Source organism: Kitasatospora sp. NPDC023176 (assembly GCF_055560495.1).
The window spans coordinates 444274-468003 of sequence record NZ_JBVHIP010000001.1 but is presented as its reverse complement, the minus strand read 5'-3'; the positions used below and the strand labels follow the sequence as shown (position 1 = coordinate 468003).

Below are 23730 nucleotides of genomic sequence, written 5' to 3'. Positions count from 1 at the left end.
TCCTCCTCGACCGTCCGTCAGGGCGGGCGTCAATCAGGGCCGCCGTCAATCAGGGTAGGCCGACGCTCACAGGTTGCCGCGAAGGTCCTGCTCGCGCTCGATGGACTCGAACAGCGCCTTGAAGTTGCCCTTGCCGAAGCCCAGCGAACCGTGCCGCTCGATGAACTCGTAGAAGACGGTGGGGCGGTCGCCGATCGGCTTGGTGAAGATCTGCAGCAGGTAGCCGTCCTCGTCGCGGTCCACCAGGATGCCGCGCTTCTTCAGCTCCTCGATCGGCACCCGGACCTTGCCGATCCGCTCGCGCAGCTCCGGGTCGTCGTAGTAGGCGTCCGGGGTGTTGAGGAACTCGACGCCGCGCGAGCGCAGCACGTCCACGGTGGTGAGGATGTCGTTGGTGGCGAGCGCCATGTGCTGGCAGCCGGGGCCGGTGTAGAACTCCAGGTACTCGTCGATCTGGGACTTCTTCTTGGCGATGGCCGGCTCGTTGAGCGGGAACTTCACCCGGTGGTTGCCGCTGGCGACGACCTTGGACATCAGGGCGGAGTACTCGGTGGCGATGTCGTCGCCGACGAACTCGGCCATGTTCACGAAGCCCATGACCCGGTTGTAGAACTGGACCCACTCGTCCATCCGGCCCAGCTCGACGTTGCCGACGGCGTGGTCGAGGGCCTGGAACAGGCGCTTGGGCGAGCCCTCCGGGTGGACGACGGTGCTCTTGGCGACGACGTAGCCCGGCAGGTACGGGCCGCTGTAGCGGGAGCGGTCGATCAGGGTGTGGCGGGTCTCGCCGTAGGTGGCGATGGCCGCGCGGCGCACGGTGCCGTTCTCGTCCGAGACGTCGTTCGGCTCCTCGAGGATGGTGGCGCCGCTGGCGCGGGCGTGCTCGATGCACTTGTCGACGTCCGGGACCTCCAGGGCGAGGTCGACCACGCCGTCGCCGTGGCGGCGGTGGTGCTCCAGCAGGACGCTGTCCGGCTGGACGCCGCCCTTGATCACGAAGCGGCAGGAGCCGGAGCGCAGCACGTAGGCCTTGCGGTCGCGGCGGCCGGTCTCCGGGCCGGAGTAGGCGACCAGCTCCATGCCGAACACGACCTGGTAGAACTGGGCCGTCTGGGTGGCGTTGCCGACCACGAAGACGACCGCGTCCTGCGCGGTGACCGGGAACGGGTCGGACGCCTGGTCGTGCTCGACGAGGCCGACGAGGCGGCGCAGCTGGTCGGCGTCGAGGCCGGCCTCGCGCTCCTCGGGGGTCAGCTCAAGGGCCTGGGACTGCGGGGTCATCGCTCGTTCCTCCACTCAGGGCCTCGGCGTTGAGGCTTCCGGGGGTTTCCGGGGGCTCGGGGCCTTCCGGTTCGGATCGCGTGGATCGCTGCCGCACGGCGACGGGTGGGCGGTGCGGTTGCGCAGAGCTTGCTCCTGTCGTGAGGGTTGGGCAACAGGCCGGTTTTTCACTGCTCAATGTGTACAAGCTGATCAGGAAATCCCGGCTGGAGCTGCGCAATATGTGCTGCCTCCGGGCGGTGGTCGCACGAAATCTGCGCAACCGGCTCTACCTGCCGTCGGCGGGCGGTACGCCGTCGGTCGGCAGGTGCCGCAGGAACCAGTCCCCGGCCAGCTCAGCGGCCTGGTCGAGGGTGCCCGGCTCCTCGAACAGGTGGCTCGCGCGCGGCACCACCGCCAGCTCGCTCGCCCCGCCCAGCAGGGCCCGGGCCCGCCGGTTGAGGTCGAGCACGGTGGCGTCCAGCGCGCCGACCACGAGCAGCGTCGGCGCGCCGACCCGGCCCAGGACGTCCGGCCCGGCGAGGTCCGGGCGCCCGCCCCGGGAGACCACGGCGCGCACCGTCGGGCCCAGTTCGGCGGCGGTGTACAGCGCGGCGGCCGCGCCGGTGCTGGCGCCGAACAGGCCCAGCGGCAGGCCGCCCACCCCCTCGGTGCGGTCCAGCTCCCGGGCGACGGCGGTCAGCCGCTCGCCGAGCAGGGCGACGTCGAACACCTTGCGCCGGTCCGGCTCCTCGTCCTCGGTGAGCAGGTCGAACAGCAGGGTGCCCAGCCCGGCCCGGTTCAGATGGCGGGCGACGTGCCGGTTGCGCGGACTGTGCCGGCCGCTGCCGCTGCCGTGCGCGAACACCACCACCCCGCGCGCCCCGGCCGGGACGGTCAGTCGGCCGGCCAGCCGGACCCCGGCGACGGGCAGCGGCAGCTCGCGGTCGATGGCGGTGTCCGGCCGGTCCGGCCGCTCGCCCCGGGCCTCGGCCAGCAGCCGCAGCACCTCCTCGTCGCCGGTCTGGGTGAAGTCGGCGTAGAACTCGCCGATCGCGAAGAACGGCGACGGCGTGTCGACGCAGACCAGCTCGTCCGCCACCTCGGACAGCCGCTCCGTCCAGTCCCGGGGCGCCACCGGGACGGCGAGCACCACCCGGGCCGCGCCGCGCGCCCGGACGATCCGGCAGGCGGCCCGGGCCGTGGAGCCGGTGGCGATGCCGTCGTCCACCACGACCACCGTGCGCCCGCGCAGGTCGGCGGCCGGGCGGTCACCCCGGTAGCGGCGGGCCCGGCGCTCCAGCTCGGCGCGCTCGCGCCGCTCCACCTGCGCCAACTGCTCCCCGCCGACCCCGGCGAGCCGGATGACCTGCTCGTTCAGCACCCGGACGCCGTCCTCGCCGATCGCCCCCATGCCCAGCTCGGGCTGGTACGGCACGCCGAGCTTGCGGATCACGCAGATGTCCAGCGGTGCGCCGAGCGCCGCCGCCACCTCGGCGGCCACCGGCACCCCGCCGCGGGGCAGGGCGACCACCACGGTGCCGGGGCCGGCGAGCCGAGCGAGGCGGGCGGCCAGCCGGCGGCCGGCGTCGGTGCGGTCGGTGAAGTGGGTTCCGGTGACGTGCATTTCGCGGCCTCCGGTTCCACCGTACGCCGCTCCCGGCGGGCCGGTCCCGGGCGTCTCCCGCCTGCCGCCCAGCGCCCTCCCGGCCACCTCCCGGGGCCTCCCGGGACGTGGCCGGGACCTGGGCGCTCGCGCGGTCGGGACGGGCCGGGACGGGCCGGGACGCGGGTGGGCGCACGACCGGGACCGGGACGGGACGTAACCTGCTCGCCGCGCTCCAGGCGGGCGCCCGCGGCTACCTGGTCAAGGGCGCCGGGCGGGAGGAGGTGCTGCACGCGGTCCGCACGGTCGCGGCGGGCGGCGCGGTGTTCGGCGGCGAGGTCGCCGGGCGGATCACCGCCTGCTGGCCGGGGCGAAGATGCGCGAGGCCGGGCAGCTCTTCCCCGACCTGACCGCGCGCGAGGCCGAGGTGCTGGACCTGGTGGCGCGCGGCCACGACAACCGGCGGATCGCCCGGGAGCTGGTGGTCGCGGAGAAGACCGTCCGCAACCACGTCACCCACATCTTCGAGAAGCTGCACGTGGCCACCCGCGCCGAGGCGGTCGCCCGGGCCCGCGACATGGGCCTCGGCGACGGCTGACGCCGTTCCCCGAAGAGGTGATCCGGGGGTGCCGGTCCGCCGACCGGCACCCCCGGAGTCCTGTGTGTCCTTCCCGGCCTTACGGCTGCATCTCGTACGCGCCGGAGAGCGCCTCGACCCGGGCCCACACCTTCGCGGCGCGCTCGGCGTCCGCCACCGGGCGGCGCACGTTGGCCAGCGCCCAGGCGGCCTGCTCCTCGGTGGCGGACGCCTTGCCGTGCAGCTCGGTCGCGTGCGCGGAGAAGTCGCGGACCAGCGCGTCGAAGACCTGGTCCAGGACGTCCGCGTCGAGCCCGGTCAGCTCGGCCTGCTCCAGCACCAGCTGGCCGTAGACGATCAGCGCGAACAGCTGGCCGATCTCCAGCAGGAAGTCCAGGTCGGCCTGCTGCTCCTTGCTCGGCGCGTGCTTGAGCAGCAGCTCGCAGAAGCCGTCGGCCTGCTCGCGGAAGCGGGCGACGTTCGGCAGCTGGGCGTGCCGGTCGTAGGCGGCGCGCCAGTCGTGGAAGCGGATCGCGCCGAGGCCGCGGGCCGGGCCCTGCCGGAACAGGAAGGCGTCGTCGGCGGCGTCCCGCCGGGTCGGCACCGGCGCGTAGTCGGCGGGCGCGAACAGGTAGTTGCCCATGAACTTGAGGATCAGCGCCAGGTTGACGTGGACGGTGCCCTCCAGCTTCGGCAGGCCGCGGATGTCCTTGGCGGCCTTGTCGAAGTAGGTGTCCGCCTCGAAGCCCTTGGCCGCGATGACGTCCCACATCAGGTCGATGACCTTCTCGCCCTCGGTGGTGACCTTCATCTTGGTCATCGGGTTGAACAGCAGGTAGCGGCGGTCCTCGGCGGAGGCGGTACGGAAGTAGTCCACGGCCCGCGCGCTGAACAGCTTCATCGCCACCAGGCGGGCGTACGCGTCGGTCAGCTCCCGTCGCACGTGCGGGAAGTCGGTGACCTTGCGGCCGTACAGCACCCGGTTGTGGGCGTGCGTGACGGCCTCGTACATCGCGTGCTCGCAGATGCCGACGGAGGCGGTGCAGAGGTTGAACTTGCCGACGTTGACGGTGTTCAGCGCGGCGTCGAAGGCGGCCTGCCCGGTGTGCAGCACGTCCTCGGCCCGCACCGGGTAGTCCTCCAGGCGGAACTCGCTGACGTACATCTGGGCGTTCACCACGTTCTTGACCAGGTGGTACGCCTCGTGGCGGCTGTCGGCGGCGAAGAAGACGTAGCCCTCCGGGCCCTCGACGTCCGAGCGGCGCCCGAAGACCGAGACCAGGCCGGCCACGTTGCCGTTGCCGATGTAGTACTTGGGGCCGGTGGCGGTGAAGCCGCCCTCGCCGTCCGGGGTGAGGATCATGTCGGTGGAGTAGATGTCGGCGCCGTGGGTGCGCTCGGACAGGCCGAACGCCATCACGTGGCCCTCGGCGAGGAGCTTGGCGGCGCGGGCCCGGACGGCCTCGTTCTCGCTCTGCCAGACCGGGCCGAGGCCCAGGATGGTGACCTGCCAGGTGTACCAGTAGCCGAGGCCGTAGAAGCCGAGGATCTCGTTCAGCTCGGCGATCCGCGCGGTGTCCCAGCGCTTCTCGGGGTCGGCCGCGGACGGGGTCAGGAACTCCGCGAACAGGCCTTCCCGCGCGGCGAATTCGAGGAAGTCGCTGTACCAGGCGCGGTCGATGTAGGTGTCGATGAGCGCCTTCTTGCCGCGGGACTCGAACCAGTCGACGGTCGCGCGCAGCAGCCGACGGGTCGGCTCGTCGAACTGCGCGGGGTCGTAGGTGCGCGGGTTGAAGAGCATCAGGGGCTCCCTGGGGGTCGAGGGGGTGAGGGCTCGGCGGGGGTTCGGCGGCCGGGGGCCGGTGAACGGCTTTCAGCGAACAGGGTTCAGCGGACAGCTTTCAGATGACAGATGTCAGATGACAGATTTCAGACTCTGTCATCTGAAAGGTGTCGTCCGTCGGCTGTCACCTGTCATCTGTCGTCCGTCTTCCGGTCCCGTCCGTCGTCCGCGAGCCGGCGCAGGGTGGCGAGCACGTCGTCCAGCCAGGCGAGGGTCATCCGTTCGAACTCGATGCCGCCGCGCAGCACCACGTGCTGGAGTTCCTGTCGGGTGTCCAGTGCGGTGAGGTCGGGGAAGTCCCGCTGCTCGCCGTGCAGGTAGCGGGCGAGCAGGGCGGCGTGGCTCTCGCGGTGCCGCTCGACCTCGGAGATCAGCGCGGCCGGGTCGTCGAAGGCGGCGGCCCGGATCTTGACCGCGAGCTCGTGCCGCACGGTCTCCGGTTCGACCGGTTCGCGCAGCCAGCCGGCCAGCGCGGCCCGTCCGGGCCCGGACGCCGAGTACACCTTCTTGTCCGGGCGGCCGTCCTGCGCGACCTCCTCGGCGGCCACCCAGCCGTCCGCCTCCATCCGCCGCAGCACCCGGTAGATCTGCTGGTGGGTGGCGGTCCAGAAGCGTCCGATGGAGCGGTCGAAGCGCCGGGCCAGTTCGTACCCGGAGCCGGGCTGCTCCAGCAGCGAGACGAGGATCGCGTGCTCCAGTGCCATGCCCGCATCCTGCTATGCAACGAGTTGCATAGGCAATGGACCACCGGAGTGTTGAGACACAGGTCACCGGCGTGACCGGATGGTTATCGGTCATTCCGGACTATCGGGTGCAAAACCTTGGAGAAGCGCCAGAATGGGTACGGGGCTTGCCCCTTCCATGGTCCGGAACCACAGGAGGTGGTATCGGTGGCAACCCATATCCCGACGGGCATGGAGCACCACCCGGACATCGTCGAACTCCGGGAACACTACGAGCGGGTCACCACGACCCCCCGCGCCCAGGGCATCGAAGCCCTGGCCGTCCTGGCCGGTCTCTTCCTGGCGGCATCGCCTTGGATCGTCGGCTTCACCGCGTTCAGCACCCTGACCGTGACCTGCCTGATCGTGGGTCTGGCCTACACCGCGCTGATGGCCGGCTACGGCTCGGCCTACGAGCGCACCCACGCGAGGGCTTGGGCCGCCGCCGCGCTCGGTGTCTGGACGATCATCTCTCCCTGGGCCGTCTCCGGGTCCGTCGCGCACGGCAAGAACATCGTCACCTGCGTCATCGTCGGTGCCGTGATGTTCCTGCTGGGCCTCGCGGCGATCTCGATGGCCACGATCACGTCGAACGGAGCAGCGATGCGGCTCGGCCGGGCCGGCCGCGCCAAGGGCTGACCTTCCCCGCAGCCCGCGTCCGGGGCACGGAGGGCACGCGAGTGCCCGCCGCGCCCCGGCGCACGTCCGGCTGGGGTGCCCGTCCGGCCGGGGGCAGGTCCGGCTAGGGGTGCGTCATCCGCAGCACGTCCAGCGCCCGGTCCAGCTGCTCCTCGGTGAGCGCGCCCCGCTCGACGTACCCGCGCTCCAGCACCACCTGACGGATGGTCTTCCGCTCGGCCAGCGCCTGCTTGGCGACCTTCGCCGCCTCCTCGTACCCGATGTACCGGTTCAGCGGCGTCACCACCGAGGGCGAGGACTCCGCGTACTCACGGGCCCGCTCCACGTTCGCGGTGATGCCGTCCACCGTCCGGTCCGCCAGCAGCCGGGCGCTGTTGGCCAGCAGCCGCACCGACTCCAGCACATTGCGGGCGATCACCGGGAGCATCACGTTGAGCTCGAAGTTGCCGCTGGCGCCGGCCAGCGTCACCGTCGCGTCGTTGCCCACCACCTGGGCGGCGACCATCAGCACCACCTCGGGCAGCACCGGGTTCACCTTGCCCGGCATGATCGACGAACCGGGCTGCAGGTCCGGCAGGTTGATCTCGCCCAGGCCGGTGCGCGGGCCGGAGCCCATCCACCGCAGGTCGTTCGCGATCTTCGTGAACCCGACCGCCACCGTGCGCAGTTGGCCGCTCAGCTCGACCAGCGCGTCCCGCGCGCCCTGCGCCTCGAAGTGGTCGCGGGCCTCGGTCAGCGGCAGCCCGGTGGCGCGGGCCAACTCCTCGATGACGGCCGCCGGGAAGCCGGGCGGGGTGTTGATGCCGGTGCCCACCGCCGTTCCACCGAGCGGCAGTTCGGCGACCCGGGGGAGGGTGGCCAGCAGCCGCTCCCGGCCGTGCCGCACCTGCGCCGCGTAGCCGCCGAACTCCTGGCCCAGGGTGACGGGCGTGGCGTCCATCAGGTGGGTGCGGCCCGACTTGACCACCTGCGCGAACTCCACGGACTTGCGCTCCAGCGCCTCTGCCAGGTGCTCCAGCGCCGGGATCAGGTCGTGGGTGACGGCGGCGGTGGCGGCGATGTGGATCGAGGACGGGAACACGTCGTTGGACGACTGGCTCGCGTTCACCTGGTCGTTCGGGTGGACCGGCCGCCCCAGCCGCTCGCCGGCCAGGGTGGCGATCACCTCGTTGGCGTTCATGTTGGACGAGGTGCCCGATCCGGTCTGGAAGACGTCCACCGGGAACTCGGCGTCCCAGCGGCCCTCCGCGACCTCCTCGGCCGCCGCCGCGATCGCCCCGGCCGTCTCCTCGTCCAGCACCCCGAGCCGGGCGTTCACCCGCGCCGCGGCCGCCTTGATCCGGGCCAGGGCGGCGATGTGCGCACGCTCCAGCCGCTGGCCGGACACCGGGAAGTTCTCCACCGCCCGCTGCGTCTGCGCCTGCCACTTCGCGGCGGCCGGCACCCGGACCTCGCCCATCGAGTCGTGCTCGACCCGGTACTCCTGCGGCTTCTCCCGCTGGTCACCCATCGCGCGCTGTACCTCCTGTACGGGCCCGATCGCCCGGTCACCGGTGTTCCGATCACGACAGCCGCGCGCGGGCCCCGGGTATTTCCACCCGGGGCCCGCGATCCGCCGGGCGTCGCTCGGCGGCCCGGTTGCGGGGTGGGCGGGGCTGGAGGCGGGGCTCAGGGGGGTGGGGCTCAGGGGTGGAGCTGGAGGCGGGGCAGCTCGGCGCGGAGCAGCCCGCCGGCCTCGGCACCGAGCTGACCGACCACCGTGCCGTCCGGCGCCCACACCCCGGAGCGGCCCGAGGTCTCCGGGAACTCGCCGCTGGCCCCGGCGCTGGTGGACAGCACGCCCCAGACCCGGTGCGCCGTGGTCCGCTCCCGCAGGTGCCCGGCGAGCCGCTCGGCCTGCGCGGGGCCCGGGCCGTACAGGGTGGAGGCGACGTAGGCGTCGATGCCGAGCGCGGCGGTCTCCTCGGCGTGCGTCGGGTCGGCGGCGTCGGCGCAGACCGCGAGGCCGAGCCGCAAGCCGTCCAGCTCCAGCACGAAGGGCTTCTCGCCCGGGGTGAAGCGGTCGAGTTCGGGGCCGTGCAGGCGCATCTTCCGGTAGACGACCGCGGCGCCCTCGCCGGTGACCGCCAGGGTGGCGATGGACTCGCGCCCGTCGGCCTCCGCGACCGGCGCGCCGACCAGCGCGAGGGCGCCGGTGGCGGCGCAGGCCTCGACCAGCGGGGCGAGCCGCCGGTCCGCCGGGTCGACGGCGGCGGCGGTCAGGTCGTAGCCGGTCAGGGACAGCTCGGGGAACACCACCAGGCGGGTGCCCGCCGCCCGGACGGCCTCGGCGTGCCGTCCGACGTTGACGTCCAGGGTGTCCGCGTGGCCGGGGGCGGCGCAGACGGGCTGGGCCACGGCGACGGTGACGGCGCCAGTGGCGGTACCGGCGGCTGCGTCGGTCGGGTCGGTGGCGGTCGGCGGCACGGACGAGGGCATGGTGGGGCCTCCGGTCGGGGGGGGCGGTCACGGTCAACCTATGCGCCTGCCGAACGGCCGGGCAACAGCCCGCCGTCCCCCGTGGCCACGCTGGACGGCCACCCGGCCGGGCCCCACCATGACGGCATGACCAGCAACGACGCCGACGCCCGCTCCGAGGCGATCGCCGTGGAACTGGCGCCGCGCGGCGCCCACCGCTCCCGGATGTTCGGCATGCCCTGCCTGAAGGACGTCAACGGCAAGGCCTTCGCCGGGCTGCGCGGGAACGAACTGGTCTGCCGGCTCGGCCGCGACTCGGCGGAGCACGCCGAGGCGCCCGCCCTGGCGGGGGCACACCTGTCCGACCTGGCGGGCGGGCGTCCGATGAAGGACCGGGCCTGCCTGCCCGGCACGGCGGCCGACCGCCGGCAGCGCTGTGCGGAGGCCGCCCTCGCCGCGCAGCGCTGAGCCGTGCCGTACGGGGCTCGGCCGCGCCGGGCGGTTGTTCACCGCGTCGTCGCGTGCCACGTCGAGGACGGGGCTGGACGGTTCTCAGCCGTTCGCGCCATGATCACTCGAACGAGTGAGATCCCGGCTGGATCGCTTCAAACGGTCGTACGGCACTTCGTACGCTCCTGACCGGGTCGGGCGGAGACCGACCGCCCCGGAGTGCCGCGACCCGGCCCGGGGAACCGACGCAGGGGGCGGACCGGATGACCACAGCACACGACGGCCATGGCACCAGTGACACCAGTGACACATACGGCAGTGACACATACGGCGCGGCGGACGGCCGGGGGAGCGGCCGGGGCACCGCCCGGGAGTCGGGCCGGGAGTCCGCCCGGGAGCCCAGCCGCGGCCTGACCAGGCGGCGACTGCTCGGCGCCTCGGCGGCGCTCGGCGGCGCGGCCTGGCTGCTGCGCGGCACCATCGGCCCGGACAGTGCCGAGGCCGCCACGCCCGTACCGCCCGGGCTGCCCGCCGGCACCGAGCTCTACCAGCGGGTCTTCCAGAACTGGTCCGGCGAGATCCGCACCGACCAGCTGTGGACCTGCGCGCCGCGCACCCCCGAGGAGGTACCGGCCCTCGCCGACTGGGCGCACGCCAACGGCTGGCGGCTGCGCGCCACCGGCTACCGGCACACCTGGGCGCCGCTCACCGTCGCCAACGGGACCCCGGACACCGCCCGCGTCCTGCTGGTGGACACCAACCGGTACCTCACCGCCATCACCGCCGACTCGCCCAGCACCGTCCGGGTGCAGACCGGCGCGAGCATGGAGGCGCTGCTCGTCCACCTGACCGACCGGGGCCTCGGTCTGACGGCCTGCCCGGCGCCCGGCGACCTCACCGTCGGCGGCGTGCTCGCCATCGGCGGCCACGGCACCGCCGCCCCGGCCGGCGGCGAACTGCGGCCGGACGGGCACGGCTACGGCTCGGTCAGCAACCAGGTGGTCCGGCTCACCGCCGTCGTCCTGGACCCGGCCACCGGCCGCTACGGGCTGCGCACCTTCGACCGCGCCGAGGCCGACAGCGCCGCCTTCCTGGTGCACCTGGGCCGCGCCTTCCTCACCGAGGTGGTGCTGCGCGCCGGAGCCGACCGCCCGCTGCGCTGCGTCAGCCGACTGGACATCCCGGCCAGCGACCTGTTCGCCCGCCCGGGGACCGCCACCGGCGGTGGCGGACTGCTCGGCGGACTGCTGGGCGGCGGCGGTGGCCCGCGCACGCTGGCCGAGTTCGTCGAGCGCGACGGCCGGGTCGAGGCGATCTGGTTCGCCTACACCGACTACCCGTGGCTCAAGACCTGGACCGTCACCCCGAGCAAGCCGCTCGCCTCCAGGGCCGTCGACCAGCCCTACAACTACCCGTTCTCGGACAGCATTCCGGAACCGGTGGCTCGACTGGCCGGCCAAATCGTCTCCGGCGCCTGGGGATCGGCCCCGCTGTTCGGCCAACTCCAGTACCTCGTCGCCAAGGTGGCGCTCACCGGTGACCTCACCGACGTCCTGCTCTCCGGCGGACTGCTGCGCGACCTGCTCACCGGCGACCTGATCACCCACCTGCTCGCCGACGGCCTGCGCTCCGACCTCTGGGGCCCCTCGCGCGCCCTGCTGCAGTACGTCCGGCCCACCACCCTGCGAGTCACCGCCAACGGCTACGCGATCCTCACCAAGCGTGCCGACCTGCAGTGGGTGGTCAGCGAATTCGCCGCCTACTACCGACAGTTGCTCGGGGAGTACCAGGCCCGGGGCGAGTACCCGGTGAACGGCGCGGTGGAGATCCGGGTCACCGGCCTGGACGACCCGACCTCCTCCGGCATCCCCGGGGCCCGGCCCCCGCTGCTGTCCGCGCTGCGCCCGCGGGCGGACCGGCCGGAGTGGGACACCGCGGTGTGGCTCGACGTCCTCGCCTTCCCCGGTACGCCCGGACTGGAGCGCTTCGCCCGGGACCTGGAGCAGTGGCTGCTGCGCACCTTCGACGGCACCCGGGCGGGGATGCGGGTCGAGTGGTCCAAGGGCTGGGCCTACACCACGGACGCGGCCTGGTCCGACCAGGACCTGATCGGCCGGGTCATCCCGGACAGCCTGCGCGCCGGCGGTGGGCCCGGCTGGGACGAGGCGGTCGCCACGCTGGACCGGTACGACCCGCACCGGGTGTTCGGGAACCCTTTCCTGGACGGGCTGTTGAAGTAGCGCCGGGGCGCGCGGCGGCGGCGAACAGGTGACGGCTGACAGATGACAGATGACAGGTAACAGATAACGGATAACAGCTGACGGCTGACAGATTTTGAAATCTGTCAGCCGTCGGGCCGTCAGCCGTTCGCCGCCGTTCCCGCCGTTCGACGGCGGAGGCGGTCCGTCAGATGTGCTCCATCACGATCACCGCGAGGGTGTCCGGGGCCAGGGCGCGGAACACGTGCGGGGCGTCGCCCGGGTAGCTGATGTAGTCGCCCGGGCCCAGCTCGACCGGCGCCTCGCTCGGGCCGACCAGGGCTCGGCCCGACCCGATCATCACGTGTTCGACGGTGCCGGGCATGTGCGGGTCGGAGGCCCTGGTCTCGCCCGGCTGGGCCTCGATCCGGTAGATGTCCCGCCGGGCGTTCGGCGGGCAGGAGGAGAGCACCGTGGCCGCGTAGTCGGCCCGTTCGGAGTGGGTCACCGGCCCCTCTCCGGCCCGCAGCACCTTGACGGTCGGGCGCGGCGGGTCGACCAGCCGACTGAACGGCACGTTCAGCGCCACCCCGAGCGCCCAGAGCGTCTCCACGCTGGGGTTGCCCGCGCCCGACTCCAGCTGGGAGAGCGTCGACTTGGCGATGCCGGCGCGGCGGGCCAGCTCGGTCATCGACAGTCCGCCGCGCTCGCGTTCGCGCCGGATGGCCGCGGCGATCTGGCCGATCAGCTCCGTACCGGAGCCGTTGGCACCCTCGGGCCGGGGGGTCCGGTCACTCATCCTCGCCACTCACGCTTTCTCCAGGCTCCTTCGGTCGGCTTCCCGCTGCTGGTGCCGCTTGGGTTCCGGCTGGTGCCGGTCGGTGTCGTTCATGCTGCCACGGCCGCCCCCGGGGGCCTCGTCGGCGAGCATCGTTCGCTGTGCCGGTCACTCTGTTCGCCTTGACGAACCGGGTGTCGCGGGTTCACTCTCATGGACATGCGTTCGTTTCTCCGAACACTCGAACATGCCACCCTGCGCGACATCGCCCTGGTCTGCCTCGCCGACGCGCTGGTCGGCGCCTCCTTCGGTGCGATCAGCGTCTCCGGAGGCCTGCCGCTCTGGGTGCCGGTGGCCCTCTCCGTCCTCGTCTTCGCGGGCGGCTCGCAGTTCGCGGCCGTCGGTGTCGTACTGTCCGGCGGCGGCGTGCTCGCGGCCGTCGCCACCGGGTTGGTGCTCAACGCCCGGCTGCTGCCCTTCGGCTTCGCCGTCGCCGACGTCCTCCAAGGCCCTTGGTGGCAGCGGCTGTTCGGAGCGCAGCTGCTCACCGACGAGAGTGCGGCCTTCGCGTTGCAGGAGAGCGAACCGCGGCGGCGCCGGGCGGTGTTCTGGATCTGCGGGGTCTCGCTGTTCGTGGTGTGGAACGTCGCGGTGCTGCTCGGCGGGCTCGCCGGCGGGCTGATCGGGGACACCGACGTGTTCGGCTTGGACGCGGCCTTCCCCGCGGTGCTGCTCGCCCTGGTGCTTCCCTCGCTCGCCGACCGCGGTACCCGTACGGCGGCGGTGGCGGGCGCGGTGGTGGCCGTCGCGGCCACGCCGTTCGTGCCGGCCGGGCTGCCCGTGCTGCTCGCCCTGGTGGGACTGTTGCTCGCCGGGCGGCCGGCGGTGGCGTCGGAGCCGGAGTCGGGGTCGGGGTCGGGGTCGGGGCCGGAGCCTGGGCCGGTGGAGCCGGGGGTTGCGGCTGAGCCGGGGGAGTCGGAGTCGGTGGTCGCCGCGGCGGCCGGGAAGGAGGACGTCCGATGATGCCCCTCTATGCGGTACTGCTGCTGGCCGTCGGGACGTACGCCTACCGCGTGGCCGGTCCGCTGCTGGGGCGCCGGCTCGCGCTCTCGGAGCGACTGCGCCACCTGCTGACGGTCGCGGCGGCGGTGCTGCTGGTTGCGCTGGTGGCGACCGGCGCGCTGACTCAGGGGCACGGCTTCTCCGGATGGGCCCGTCCGGCGGGTGTGCTGGTCGCCGGGGTCCTCGCGTGGCGCAAGGCGCCGTTCCCGCTGGTGGTCGTGGCTGCCGCGGCGACGACGGCGGTGCTGCGGCTGTGCGGGGTGGGGTGAGGGCTGACGACGGACAACTTTCAGCGAACGGATGACAGAGTTCGAAATCTGTTATCCGTTCGCTGAAAGTTGTCATCTGTCGGCCGTCAGTCGTCGGTCGTCAGTCGTCGGTCGTCAACCGCTCCGCCTGGACCTCCGGCCGCTTGCTGTCCCACAGCAGCTCCCACACCTTGAACACGCAGTGGTAGTCGCGCATGCTCCCCTGGAGGATCAGCAGGTAGGTGTCCCCGTCTCGGAGCAGCGTCTTCCGTCGGCTGCTCATCGGATGGTCCGGGGTGTAGGTCGGGACGATGCGCCGCAGCTCCGCGACGGCCTCCTCGCGGGTGCCCTCGACCTCGCCGAGCACCTTGCTGCCCCAGGTCCGGTCCCTACCGATGCCCACCGTCTCCTCGACGACCAGCGCCCAACGCTTCATGCTCCGCCTCCCCTTCCGGGTTCCGTACCGGCAGTCCTGTTCCGGCAGTCCTGTCCCGGTGATCCTGTCCTGGCCGGTCCGGACCGGCTGCTCCGGACCGGCCGTTCCGCTGCGGTCCTCCCGTCAGCGCACCAGCGACTTGAAGAAGATGGTGGTCGGGTGCAGGGTGCCGGTCGGATCGGTCGCGTAGTCCGGCACCGAGCCGACCCTGGTCCAGCCCGCCGCCTCGTACATCCGCTCGGCCGGGCTGCCCGTCTCGGTGTCCAGTACCAGCAGCCGGATCCCCGACTCCGCCGCCCGCTCCTCCAGTGCCGCCAGCAGCCGCCCGGCCAACCGGTGTCCGCGGTCCGCCGGGCGCACCATCAGCTTGGCCACCTCGCCCCGGTGCCGCCCGTTCGCCGTCGCCGCCGGCCGCAGCTGGACCGTCCCGGCGAGCCGCCCGTCGGCCGCCGCCCGGGCCGTCCACAGCACCAGCCGTCCGGCCGCGAGCTCCGGGACGAGCGCCCGCCACCACGCCGATGATTCGTCCGGCTCCAGCGGGGCGAGGAACCCGACCGAGGAGCCGCCGTCGACGGTCTCCGTCAGCAGCCCGGCGAACTCGGCCACCGAGCGCTCCAGTTCCTCGGCCGTCACCTGGTCGACCACGTACGCCGTGCTGGACATGTCGCCTTCCTCACTCGCTCCCGTCGGTCCGACGCCGGTCGGGTTGCGGAATACTCGCCGGTGTCCCGCCGAGACTACAAGGAGCTTCAATGACGAAGCCGACCCGGATCGACCCGTCCGACCTGCTCGCGGTCGGCGACCTCCTCTCCGACGAGGAGCGGCTGATCCGCGACACCGTCCGCCGGTTCACCGAGGAGCGGATCCGCCCGAACATCGGTGAGTGGTTCGAGCGCGGTGTCTTCCCGGCGCGTGAGCTCGCCCCCGAACTCGGCGCCCTCGGCGTGCTCGGCATGCACCTCGACGGTTACGGCTGCGCGGGCGCCGACGCCGTCGCGTACGGGGTCGCCTGCATGGAGCTGGAGGCGGCCGACTCGGGGCTGCGCAGCTTCGTCTCCGTCCAGGGCTCGCTCGCGATGCGCTCGATCCACGCCTTCGGCTCCGAGGAGCAGAAGCAGCGCTGGCTGCCCGGCATGGCGGCCGGTGAGCTGATCGGCTGCTTCGGCCTCACCGAGCCCGACTTCGGCTCGGACCCGGCGAACATGCGCACCCGGGCGGTCCGCAAGGGCGGCGACTGGGTGCTGTCCGGCAGCAAGATGTGGATCACCAACGGCAGCATCTCGGACGTCGCCGTGGTCTGGGCGCAGACCGAGGAGGGGGTGCGCGGCTTCCTGGTCGAGCGCGGCACCCGCGGCCTGACCGCGACCGACGTGCACGGCAAGCTCTCCCTGCGCGCCTCCGTCACCAGCGAGTTGGCCTTCGACGAGGTGGTGCTGCCCGCCGACGCGGTGCTGCCCGGCGTCACCGGTCTGCGCGGGCCGCTGTCCTCCCTCGGCGAGGCCCGCTACGGCATCCTCTGGGGCACCGTCGGCGCCGCCCGCGACTGCTACACCGCCGCCCTGGACTACGCGAAGAGCCGGATCCAGTTCGACCGTCCGATCGCCGGCTTCCAGCTGACCCAGCAGAAGCTGGTCGAGATGATGCTGGAGGTCGAGAAGGCGTACCTGGTGGCCCTGCGGATCGGCCGGTTGAAGGAGCAGGGCGCGGCCCGCCCGGCGCACATCAGCTTCGGCAAGCTCAACAACGTCCGTACCGCGCTGGAGATCGCCCGCAGCGCCCGGACCGTCCTCGGGGCCAACGGCATCACCACCGAGTACCCGGTGCTGCGGCACGCCAACAACCTGGAGTCGGTGCTCACCTACGAGGGCACCAGCGAGATTCACACCCTGGTCCTCGGCGAGGCCATCACCGGCGAGTCCGCCTACCGCTGACGGGCCGTCCACTCCCTTCCTCTCCTCTCCTCGTCCTCTCCCGTCCCTCCCGGAGCGGCGAAATCCGGTGGCCGGGTCCGTCGTGGCCCGGCTACCGTCCCCGCCATGACCAGTCAGTCCGTCCGGCAGCGGCCCCCGACCACCACCCTCTGGCGCCCCACCGGCCCGCAGGAGCTGGCCCTGGTCGAGGCCGCCGACTGGCGCGCCTGGCCGCCGCGGCTGCCCGAGCAGCCGATCTTCTACCCCGTACTGAACGAGGACTACGCGATCCGGATCGCCCGCGACTGGAACGTGCCCGCCTCCGGCGTCGGGTACGTCACCCGCTTCGAGGTGGAGACGGACTTCCTCGCCCGCTACCCGGTGCAGCGGGCCGGCGGCCGGACCATCCTTGAACTCTGGGTGTCGGCTGAGGAGTTGGCCGAGTTCAACCGGCACATCGTTGGCCGCATCGAGGTCGTCCACGAGTTCCGGCCGCAGCCGTGACGGCCGATGCGGTGACAGCCGATGCCGTGACGGCCGATGCGGTGACAGCCGATCCCGTGGTGGCCAAGGCGGTGACGGTCGACGCGGGGAAGCCCGTCCTGCTCACCTCCGCCCAGCCCACCGGCACCACCTCCCTGCTCACCGCGGCCGCCGCCCGCCGGGGCCTGGCCACCGCCGTGCTGTCCGGCCCGGCGCAGGTCGGGCGGCTCGCCGGGCGGCCCGTCCACTGGTACGGCGGGCCCCTCGCCGCCGCCCGGATCGCGGGGCCGCTGGGGCTCGCCCTGCTGGAACCGGAGGACGACTGGCTCGCCCGGCTCCCCGAGGCGTTCACCCGCCGTCGGATCGAACTCACCACCCTGGCCGAGGCCTGGACGCTGCGCCACCCGGCCTTCGTCAAGCCGCCGGCCGACAAGTCGATCCCGCCCGCGGTCTACCCGGACGGCTCCCGGCTGCCCCGCACCGGCGAGCGGATCGGCCCGGACACCCCCGTCCTGGTCAGCGAGCCGGTGACCTTCGCCGCGGAGTACCGGCTGTTCCTGCGCGACGGCGAGGTGCTCACCGGCAGCCGGTACGCCCGCTTCGGCCGGCTCGACCCGGCGCCGCTGACCGCCGGGGCGACCGCCTTCGCCCGCCGGCTGCTGGAGGCCGTCGGGGACACCCTGCCCAGCGCCGTCGCACTGGACGTCGGCCCGATCGCCGACCCGTACGACCCGGCCGAGCACTGGGCCGTGGTCGAGGCCAACCTGCCCTGGTTCGCGAACTGCTACGCCGCGGACCCGGACCGCGTCCTGGACGTCGTCCTGCGCGCGGCGGGCCCGGCCGCCCTGCTCGCCGGGTCGGACCGCCGCTTCGTCCGGGCGACCGCCTGACGGGCGGGCGCCCGCGGAAGCTCGGCCTCCGGGCGCCTCGGGCAACCGCCCGACACCTCACGGACACCTGCCGTTCGACGGCCCGACGCTGCGCGGTACGGCGGGCCGTGGAGCATGGCGCGGTCGGCGGCGCCCTCGGCGGGCGCGGCCGGGTGTGCACGACCGAAAGGAAGCTCCACCATGTCCGCAGCCCAGTGGCCCCGCCCCCGCGTCCTCGTGGTCGGGATCGACGGAGTCCGCCACGACTACCTGGCGCAGGTGCCGATGCCGCGCCTCCAGGAGGTCGCCGAGGCCGGATTCCTGGTGCCGGTGACGGTCGCGGACTCCACGCCCACCATGTCCGGACCCTGCTGGGCCACCATCGTGACCGGCGTCGAGCCCGCCAAGCACGGCGTCTGGGGCAACCACCTGGGCGGCAACCGGCTGGACGTCTTCCCCGACTTCGCCACCCGCCTCAACCGCGGCGACCGCCGCCGCACCTTCGTCGCGGCCGGCTGGGACCCGCTGATGATCAACGAGTCCGGCGGCCCGCTGTTCCGCGCTCCCGGCCGGCTCTCCTACGTGGCTCCGGCCGAGGACACCCCGGAGGCCTGGGAGGCCGTCGACGAGGAGGTCACCCGGGAGGCCGTCCACGTCCTCGGCACCGCCGACCCCGAAGCCTCCTTCGTCTACCTCGGCGCGGTGGACGAGACCGCCCACTTCCTCGGCTGCGGCGAGGAGTACCGCGCCTCGATGCGCACCGCCGACGAGCGCCTCGGCCGCCTGCTGGACGCCGTCCGCGGCCGGGAGGACTACGCCCAGGAGCAGTGGACCGTCATCGTGGTCACCGACCACGGGCACGTCGACGCCGGCGGCCACGGCGGCCGCACGGCCGAGGAGCGGACCGCCTGGGTGGCCTGCGCCGGGCACGACATCCCGGCTGGCCCGCCCGCCGGCGAGATCCGCCACCCCGACGTCGCCGCCCAGGTGTACGCCTCGCTGCTGCGTCCGATCGACCCGCACTGGACCCTCGACGGCCGCCCCTTCCCCGTCACCCGGCCGGTTCCCGCGACCGTCTGACCCACCGCCCGCAGCCGTCTGACCCACCGCCCGCGGCCGGCCGGCCGCGCTCCGCCGGTGCCCCGGGTGCAGCAGGCCGGGCTGCGGCGGAGCCCCGCTTGAGTCAGGCTCGATCGAGGCTCGGGACGTACCCGAACCCGGCGTGTCAGCCTGAGCGCCGGACGGCGTACGTCCGGGGCCGGGCCCATGGACATACGCCTGAAGGTGGAGACGGTACCCCGTGGGTTGGATGCAAGAACGCGACCTCGTGGTGACGCTCAGGCAGGACGGCCCGGGCCACCATGGATACACCCGGCCGGCGGACCGCTCAGCCCGGACGGGGCACGGGCGGACCGGCCACGGTCCCGTCCGCACCGGACGCATCGGCAACGCACACGGAGAGGGCAGTCAGGCATGAAGGGCATCGTGAGCAAGGTCGCGCTGGGAGTCGCGGGCACCGGCATGGCCGTCGCCGTGGTCGTCGTGGCGATCGGCCCGCGCGTGTCCGAGTGGTACGACGGGCGCCACCAGGAGCAGGTCTCGTACGACAGCGGCTCGCAGGCCAAGGCCGAGCGCCGCTCGATGCCCACCTGGCTGCCCGACAACGCCTCCTCGGTCAGGTACCTGATGTCCACCACGGGCGACGACCGGCTGCTGCGGGCCACCCTCCCCGAGGGTCGGCTGCCCGTCGGCTGCAGCGTCGGCCTGCCGGGCAAGGGCCAGCACCCGGTGCCGGTCTCGCTCAAGGCGGGCTGGTTCCCGGAGGGCATCGCGGCCAAGGCCACCGGCACCTGCGGGCACTACAATGTGACGCTCACCGGCAACCAGCTCTACGCGTGGCAGGACGGCGCGACGCTGCAGGCGGCCCTCCGGGCCGAGCACGTCGCCAAGCACTGAGGGTGCTGACCGGGCGCTGATCCCGGATCAGCCGTCCTGACCAGGGAACGAACGGCCCGCCGGGCACCGGAAGGTGCGGGCGGGCCGTCGTCGTGCGCGTGCTGTGGATCGGCCGGTGGGCGGATCCGTCCCGGTGTACCCCTGCCGTCGTCACGCCCGCCGGGCTGCGATAGGACGGATCGCGAACGAACCCCATGACACCGCGTCCGTTAGGAGAGCCATGCCCGGCCCGACCGTCGGTCCGACCGACGACATGTCGACCGCTCCCGCCCCAGCAACCGGCACGGCACCGGCCGTCGGCCCGACGGCCGCTGTCGGCCGGGCCACCATCGCCGTCCTCGGCGGTCTCACCGCGCTCGGTCCGCTCACCACCGACCTCTACCTCCCCGGCCTGCCCGCGATCGCCGACGACCTCGTTGCCGAACCGGCGGCCGTCCAGCTCACCCTGACCTTCTCGATGTTCGGGGTCGCGGCCGGGCAGCTGCTCTTCGGGCCGCTCAGCGACCGCTTCGGACGCCGCCCGCCGCTGCTCGCCGGGCTGGTCGTCTACACCCTGGCCAGCGTGGTGTGCGTGCTCGCGCCGAACCTCACGGTGCTGATCGCGGCCCGCTTCGTCCAGGGCGTCGCCGGGTCGGCGGGGCTGGTGATCGGACGCGCCGTCGCCCGGGACCGCTTCCAGGGCGTCGCGATGCTGCGCTTCCTCGCCTCGATCGCGCTGATATCCGGGCTGGCACCGATCCTCGCCCCGGTCATCGGGGCACAGCTGATGCGGTTCACCTCCTGGCGCGGCACCTTCGGGGCGCTCACGGGGCTCGGACTGCTGCTCACCCTGGCCGCCTTCGGGGCACTGCGCGAGAGCCTGCCACCGCAGGCCCGGGTGGGCGGCGGGGTGGGCGCGGCGCTGCGCACCATCGGTCGGCTGCTGCGCCATCTGCCCTTCCTGGGGCTGGCGTTGACCAGCTCGCTGGCGTTCGGCGCGCTGTTCGGGTACATCAGCGGGTCGTCCACGGTGCTGCAGCACGTGTACCAGGTCTCGCCGCAGACCTACAGCCTGCTGTTCGGGCTGAACTCGCTGTCCATCGTGGTGATGACCCAGCTGAACGGGCGGGTACTGGCGCCGCGCTTCGCGGCGCGGTCGCTGATGCTGGCCGGGCTCGGGACGGCGGTCGCGGCCGGGGTGGCGCTGGTGCTGCTGACGACGGTGTGGGACTTCGGGCTGGCCGGGTTCTGTCCGCCGTTGTTCGTCCTGATGGGCAGCCTCGGGGTGGTGCTGCCGAACACGGCGGCGCAGGCGCTGAGTCTGGTCGAGCCGCAGTCGGCGGGGACGGCCTCGGCGCTGCTGGGGACGGGCAACTTCCTGTGCGGCGCGGTGGTCGCACCGCTGAGCAGCATCGGCGGACGGCCGTCGGCGACGCTGCTGGCGCTGGTGGTCCTGGGCTGCGGGGTGCTGGCGTTGGCGGCGTACGTGGCGCTTTGCCGGCCGGGGCGGTTGCGGGAGGCGGCTGACAGCTGACAGCTGACGGTAAACGGATGACAGCTGACAGATGATGAAATCTGTCAGCTGTCATCCGTTAGCTGTTAGCTGTTAGCTGTTAGCTGTTAGCTGTTAGCTGTTAGCTGTTAGCTGTTAGCTGTTAGCTGTTAGCTGTTAGCTGTGATCTGTCAGCCGCTACCTGTCGGCTGTCACCGCCGTCAGGCGATCGAGAAGTCGTCCCCGTACACGCCGCCCTGCCCGTACCAGCCGTGCAGGTACACCGTGACGCTGCCGGTGGCGTCGGTGGTGAAGGGGACGGACAGCTTGGTCCAGCCCGAGGCGTTGGCCCAGGTGCTGGCGGTGGCACCGCCGCTGACGCCCAGGTAGGCGTAGTTGCCCTGCACCCAGCCGCTCAGCGTGTAGCCGGTGTTGGGCTTCAGCTTCACGGTCTGCGAGCACTCGCCGGTCTGGCTCGCGGAGGCCGCGGCCTGGAGCGCGTACGAGCCGGAGTGCACCGGGGTGCTCACGACGCCGCCGCCGCTCTGGCAGGTCCACGGGGCCGGGCTGCCGGTCTCCAGGTCGCCGTTGACCAGACCGGTCGACGGAGCCGTCCCGGTGACGGTCAGCGAGTACGTCGCGGTGTGGGTGCCGGAGGGCGCGGTGGCGGTCACGGTCAGCGGGTAGGTGCCCGCTGCGGCGGCCGAGGTGGTGGCGATGTTCAGGGTGGCGCCGTTGCCGGCGGTGACGCTGCCGGGGGTGACGGTGGCGGTGACGCCGGCCGGGGCGCCGCTGACCGAGAGGTTGACGCTCTGCGCCGAGCCGGCCGTGACGGCCGTCGCGATGGCCGCCGAAGAGGACGAACCGGCGGCAACCGTACCGGAGTTCGGGTTGACGGCGACCGAGAAGTCGTTGCCGGGCTGGTTGCCCGTGACGTTCAGGGTGAAGACGCCGGTGTGGCTGCCGGAGGCCGCGCTGCCGGTGACCGTCAGCGGGTAACTCCCCGGCGCCACCGAGGAGGTGGTGGTGACGTTCAGGGTGGCGCCGTTGCCGGCGGTGACGCTGCCGGGGGTGACGGTGGCGGTGACGCCGGCCGGGGCGCCGCTGACCGAGAGGCTGACGCTCTGCGCCGAGCCGGCCGTGACGGCCGTCGCGATGGCCGCCGAGGTCGACGAACCCGCCTTCACGGTGGCGGAGTTCGGGTTCACCGCGACCGAGAAGTCGTTGGTCACCGTCGAGCCGCTGGTGAACGGCGCGAACACGTGGGTGAAGTCCCAGGTGTTCTGGGCGATGCCCGAGCAGGAGTCGTCCCCGGCCTTGCCCGCACAGCCGCCGTTGTCGCGCTGGAGCGCCCAGAACGACAGCGTGTTGATGCCCTTCGACACCGCCCAGTTGTACACGGTGGTGGCGTTGGCCACGGTGAAGGTCTCGGCCGCGCCGTAGTCGTCGATGCCGACCATCTCGGTGATGCCGATCGAACCCCACAGCTGCGCTGGGGGCTTGGCCGGGTAGAGCTGGGCCAGCTGGTTGTACAGGCCCTGCGCCGAGGTCTGGGTGTCGGCCGCCATGTCGTGGGTGGCGCCGTCGTAGTAGTCGAAGGTCATCATGTTGACGACGTCGATCCGGGCGTTGTTGCTGACCGCGTTCCGCAGTACCGCGAGGCCGTTGTCGGCCAGCCCGCCGGTGGTGGTCGGCAGGGTGTAGGAGAACCGGACGCTGCGCCCGTTGGCGGCGGCCCAGTCCTGCACGGCCTTGATCGCCTTGTTGCGGCGGTCGATGCCGGCCGTGTTGGTCAGCGAGTTGTCCTCGATGTCGAGGTCGATCCGGCTGATGTCGTAGGTGGTGATCAGGTTCTCGTAGGCGGCCGCGATCTGGTTGACGTCGGTGCAGCTGTCGGCCAGTTCGGTGCCGGTGTTGTCGGCGGTGTAGCCGCCGAAGGAGGGGATCACGTCCCCGCCGTTGGCGCGGATGGTGGCGATGTCGGCGCCGAAGGTCGAGGAGGAGACCGGCTTGGAGGTGTCGCCGTTCCAGTACGGGGTGCAGGAGCCCTTGGTGGCGGCCTGCAGGAAGGCCATCGTCAGGTACTTGGCGCCGGACTGCGCGGCCAGGGTGGCGGGGCTCTGGCCGGTCCAGGACTCGAAGTAGGGCGCGAAGACCCGGCTGGGGAGCGGGGTCGCGGCCTGGGCGGAGCCCGTCCCGGCGGCGACCAGACCGGCCGAGGCGGCCAGGGTCGCGCAGGCCGTCAGCGCGGCCTGGAGGGTTCTGCGAAGACGCATGGATTCTCCAACAGACTTGGTGGGGCAGGACGTTGGGGAGACGCGGAACGGCCCGGGGCGTCGACGGCGGTGTGGGGCCGGCCGGGTGGGCGCCTGGGGTCGGGGCGTTCAGCGCGGGGCGTTCGGTACGGGGTGTTCGGTACGGGGTTGTGCAGTACGGAGTGTTCGGTGCGGGGGCGTGCGGAACCCACCGGCTCGCGCGGAGGCGGGTGACGGTGCGAAGGTGCGCACGCCGTACGGGGTGGGGGTGGATTGGAGCAGGGCAGGGCAGTGCCTCAGCCGCCGGTGGTCACACCCCCACAGTGCATCCCGGTCGGATCGACATGCTTATGTTTGGACTAGACCACTTGTCTGTCAAGAGACCTGACAGTTCGCCGGCGGACGGCCCCGGCCGCTGAAGGGAAGTGATCGGCGACCGCGGCGCGGTGGGCTGCGGTGGTCGAGGTGTCAGGCGGTGCGCCGGGCGGCGCGGCTCGGAACGCCGAGCGC

General features: G+C 72.8%; 22 protein-coding genes. 12 read left to right on the top strand and 10 right to left on the bottom strand.

Annotation, left to right across the window (positions count from 1 at the left end):
• Nucleotides 1-66 precede the first annotated feature (66 nt).
• Entirely contained in the window at nt 67-1281 is a 1215-nt protein-coding gene (gene hppD, locus ACZ3YL_RS02410; protein ID WP_188305282.1) for a 4-hydroxyphenylpyruvate dioxygenase, read from the bottom strand.
• 268 nt (nt 1282-1549) lie between these two features.
• On the bottom strand, nt 1550-2887 hold the full coding sequence (locus tag ACZ3YL_RS02405; RefSeq protein WP_465654823.1) for a phosphoribosyltransferase family protein: 1338 nt from the start codon (nt 2885-2887) through the stop codon (nt 1550-1552).
• Nucleotides 2888-3242: 355 nt separating this feature from the next.
• Here ACZ3YL_RS02405 and ACZ3YL_RS02400 point away from each other — a divergent pair, with 355 nt between their 5' ends.
• The gene (locus ACZ3YL_RS02400; RefSeq protein ID WP_223241995.1) at nt 3243-3464 is read left to right on the top strand and encodes a response regulator transcription factor; all 222 of its coding nucleotides are present in this window, start codon (nt 3243-3245) and stop codon (nt 3462-3464) included.
• 79 nt (nt 3465-3543) lie between these two features.
• Here ACZ3YL_RS02400 and ACZ3YL_RS02395 read toward each other — a convergent pair whose 3' ends face one another.
• The gene (locus ACZ3YL_RS02395; RefSeq protein WP_465654820.1) at nt 3544-5244 is read right to left on the bottom strand and encodes an acyl-CoA dehydrogenase family protein; all 1701 of its coding nucleotides are present in this window, start codon (nt 5242-5244) and stop codon (nt 3544-3546) included.
• Between the two features lie 173 nt (nt 5245-5417).
• Nucleotides 5418-5990: a PadR family transcriptional regulator gene (locus tag ACZ3YL_RS02390; RefSeq protein ID WP_188303819.1), complete on the bottom strand. Its 573-nt coding sequence runs from the start codon at nt 5988-5990 to the stop codon at nt 5418-5420.
• A 210-nt stretch (nt 5991-6200) separates the two neighbouring features.
• Between ACZ3YL_RS02390 and ACZ3YL_RS02385 the strand changes: the two genes are divergently transcribed.
• The gene (locus ACZ3YL_RS02385; RefSeq protein WP_188303823.1) at nt 6201-6647 is read left to right on the top strand and encodes an SPW repeat protein; all 447 of its coding nucleotides are present in this window, start codon (nt 6201-6203) and stop codon (nt 6645-6647) included.
• A 103-nt stretch (nt 6648-6750) separates the two neighbouring features.
• On the opposite strand, the gene ACZ3YL_RS02380 is transcribed toward ACZ3YL_RS02385, so the two are convergent.
• Both ACZ3YL_RS02380 and ACZ3YL_RS02375 read right to left on the bottom strand, forming a co-directional pair.
• Entirely contained in the window at nt 6751-8157 is a 1407-nt protein-coding gene (locus ACZ3YL_RS02380; protein WP_465654817.1) for a class II fumarate hydratase, read from the bottom strand.
• Nucleotides 8158-8330: 173 nt separating this feature from the next.
• Nucleotides 8331-9125 (bottom strand): carbon-nitrogen hydrolase family protein, encoded by a 795-nt coding sequence (locus tag ACZ3YL_RS02375; RefSeq protein ID WP_465654815.1) that lies wholly within the window; start codon nt 9123-9125, stop codon nt 8331-8333.
• Between the two features lie 126 nt (nt 9126-9251).
• Here ACZ3YL_RS02375 and ACZ3YL_RS02370 point away from each other — a divergent pair, with 126 nt between their 5' ends.
• Both ACZ3YL_RS02370 and ACZ3YL_RS02365 read left to right on the top strand, forming a co-directional pair.
• On the top strand, nt 9252-9572 hold the full coding sequence (locus ACZ3YL_RS02370) for a hypothetical protein (protein ID WP_188303816.1): 321 nt from the start codon (nt 9252-9254) through the stop codon (nt 9570-9572).
• A 245-nt stretch (nt 9573-9817) separates the two neighbouring features.
• Nucleotides 9818-11794 carry a cholesterol oxidase substrate-binding domain-containing protein gene (locus ACZ3YL_RS02365; protein WP_465654812.1) on the top strand — a complete coding sequence of 659 codons (1977 nt, stop codon included), beginning with the start codon at nt 9818-9820 and terminating at the stop codon, nt 11792-11794.
• A gap of 166 nt (nt 11795-11960) precedes the next feature.
• Here ACZ3YL_RS02365 and ACZ3YL_RS02360 read toward each other — a convergent pair whose 3' ends face one another.
• Nucleotides 11961-12551, bottom strand: coding sequence for a helix-turn-helix domain-containing protein (locus ACZ3YL_RS02360; RefSeq protein ID WP_188303814.1), 591 nt, complete (start codon nt 12549-12551; stop codon nt 11961-11963).
• 198 nt (nt 12552-12749) lie between these two features.
• Here ACZ3YL_RS02360 and ACZ3YL_RS02355 point away from each other — a divergent pair, with 198 nt between their 5' ends.
• On the top strand, nt 12750-13553 hold the full coding sequence (locus ACZ3YL_RS02355) for an AzlC family ABC transporter permease (protein ID WP_465654810.1): 804 nt from the start codon (nt 12750-12752) through the stop codon (nt 13551-13553).
• Complete coding sequence (locus tag ACZ3YL_RS02350; RefSeq protein ID WP_411292917.1) at nt 13553-13861, top strand: AzlD domain-containing protein; 309 nt, start codon at nt 13553-13555, stop codon at nt 13859-13861. The genes ACZ3YL_RS02355 and ACZ3YL_RS02350 overlap by 1 nt, the downstream gene beginning before the upstream one ends.
• Nucleotides 13862-13961: 100 nt before the next feature.
• Here ACZ3YL_RS02350 and ACZ3YL_RS02345 read toward each other — a convergent pair whose 3' ends face one another.
• Both ACZ3YL_RS02345 and ACZ3YL_RS02340 read right to left on the bottom strand, forming a co-directional pair.
• Nucleotides 13962-14276, bottom strand: a complete 315-nt coding sequence (locus ACZ3YL_RS02345) for a basic helix-loop-helix domain-containing protein (RefSeq protein WP_188303811.1) — start codon at nt 14274-14276, stop codon at nt 13962-13964.
• Between the two features lie 123 nt (nt 14277-14399).
• Nucleotides 14400-14939: a GNAT family N-acetyltransferase gene (locus ACZ3YL_RS02340; protein WP_188303810.1), complete on the bottom strand. Its 540-nt coding sequence runs from the start codon at nt 14937-14939 to the stop codon at nt 14400-14402.
• Nucleotides 14940-15028: 89 nt separating this feature from the next.
• On the opposite strand from ACZ3YL_RS02340, the gene ACZ3YL_RS02335 reads away from it, so the two are divergent.
• The 6 genes from ACZ3YL_RS02335 to ACZ3YL_RS02310 all read left to right on the top strand — a co-directional run bounded on the left by ACZ3YL_RS02335 (nt 15029) and on the right by ACZ3YL_RS02310 (nt 21007).
• Entirely contained in the window at nt 15029-16207 is a 1179-nt protein-coding gene (locus ACZ3YL_RS02335; protein WP_188303809.1) for an acyl-CoA dehydrogenase family protein, read from the top strand.
• A gap of 105 nt (nt 16208-16312) precedes the next feature.
• Entirely contained in the window at nt 16313-16690 is a 378-nt protein-coding gene (locus ACZ3YL_RS02330; protein WP_465654806.1) for an ADP-ribosylation/crystallin J1, read from the top strand.
• A gap of 98 nt (nt 16691-16788) precedes the next feature.
• The gene (locus tag ACZ3YL_RS02325; RefSeq protein WP_411292916.1) at nt 16789-17559 is read left to right on the top strand and encodes an ATP-grasp domain-containing protein; all 771 of its coding nucleotides are present in this window, start codon (nt 16789-16791) and stop codon (nt 17557-17559) included.
• A 180-nt stretch (nt 17560-17739) separates the two neighbouring features.
• A complete protein-coding gene (locus ACZ3YL_RS02320; protein WP_188303807.1) occupies nt 17740-18618 on the top strand; it encodes an alkaline phosphatase family protein in 879 nt (292 codons plus the stop codon).
• A gap of 393 nt (nt 18619-19011) precedes the next feature.
• On the top strand, nt 19012-19494 hold the full coding sequence (locus tag ACZ3YL_RS02315; protein ID WP_188303806.1) for a hypothetical protein: 483 nt from the start codon (nt 19012-19014) through the stop codon (nt 19492-19494).
• Nucleotides 19495-19714: 220 nt separating this feature from the next.
• The gene (locus ACZ3YL_RS02310; RefSeq protein WP_223241994.1) at nt 19715-21007 is read left to right on the top strand and encodes a multidrug effflux MFS transporter; all 1293 of its coding nucleotides are present in this window, start codon (nt 19715-19717) and stop codon (nt 21005-21007) included.
• Between the two features lie 179 nt (nt 21008-21186).
• Here the strand turns inward: ACZ3YL_RS02310 and ACZ3YL_RS02305 are convergent, their stop codons facing one another.
• Nucleotides 21187-23241 carry a glycosyl hydrolase family 18 protein gene (locus ACZ3YL_RS02305; protein ID WP_465654802.1) on the bottom strand — a complete coding sequence of 685 codons (2055 nt, stop codon included), beginning with the start codon at nt 23239-23241 and terminating at the stop codon, nt 21187-21189.
• Nucleotides 23242-23730: the final 489 nt, after the last annotated feature.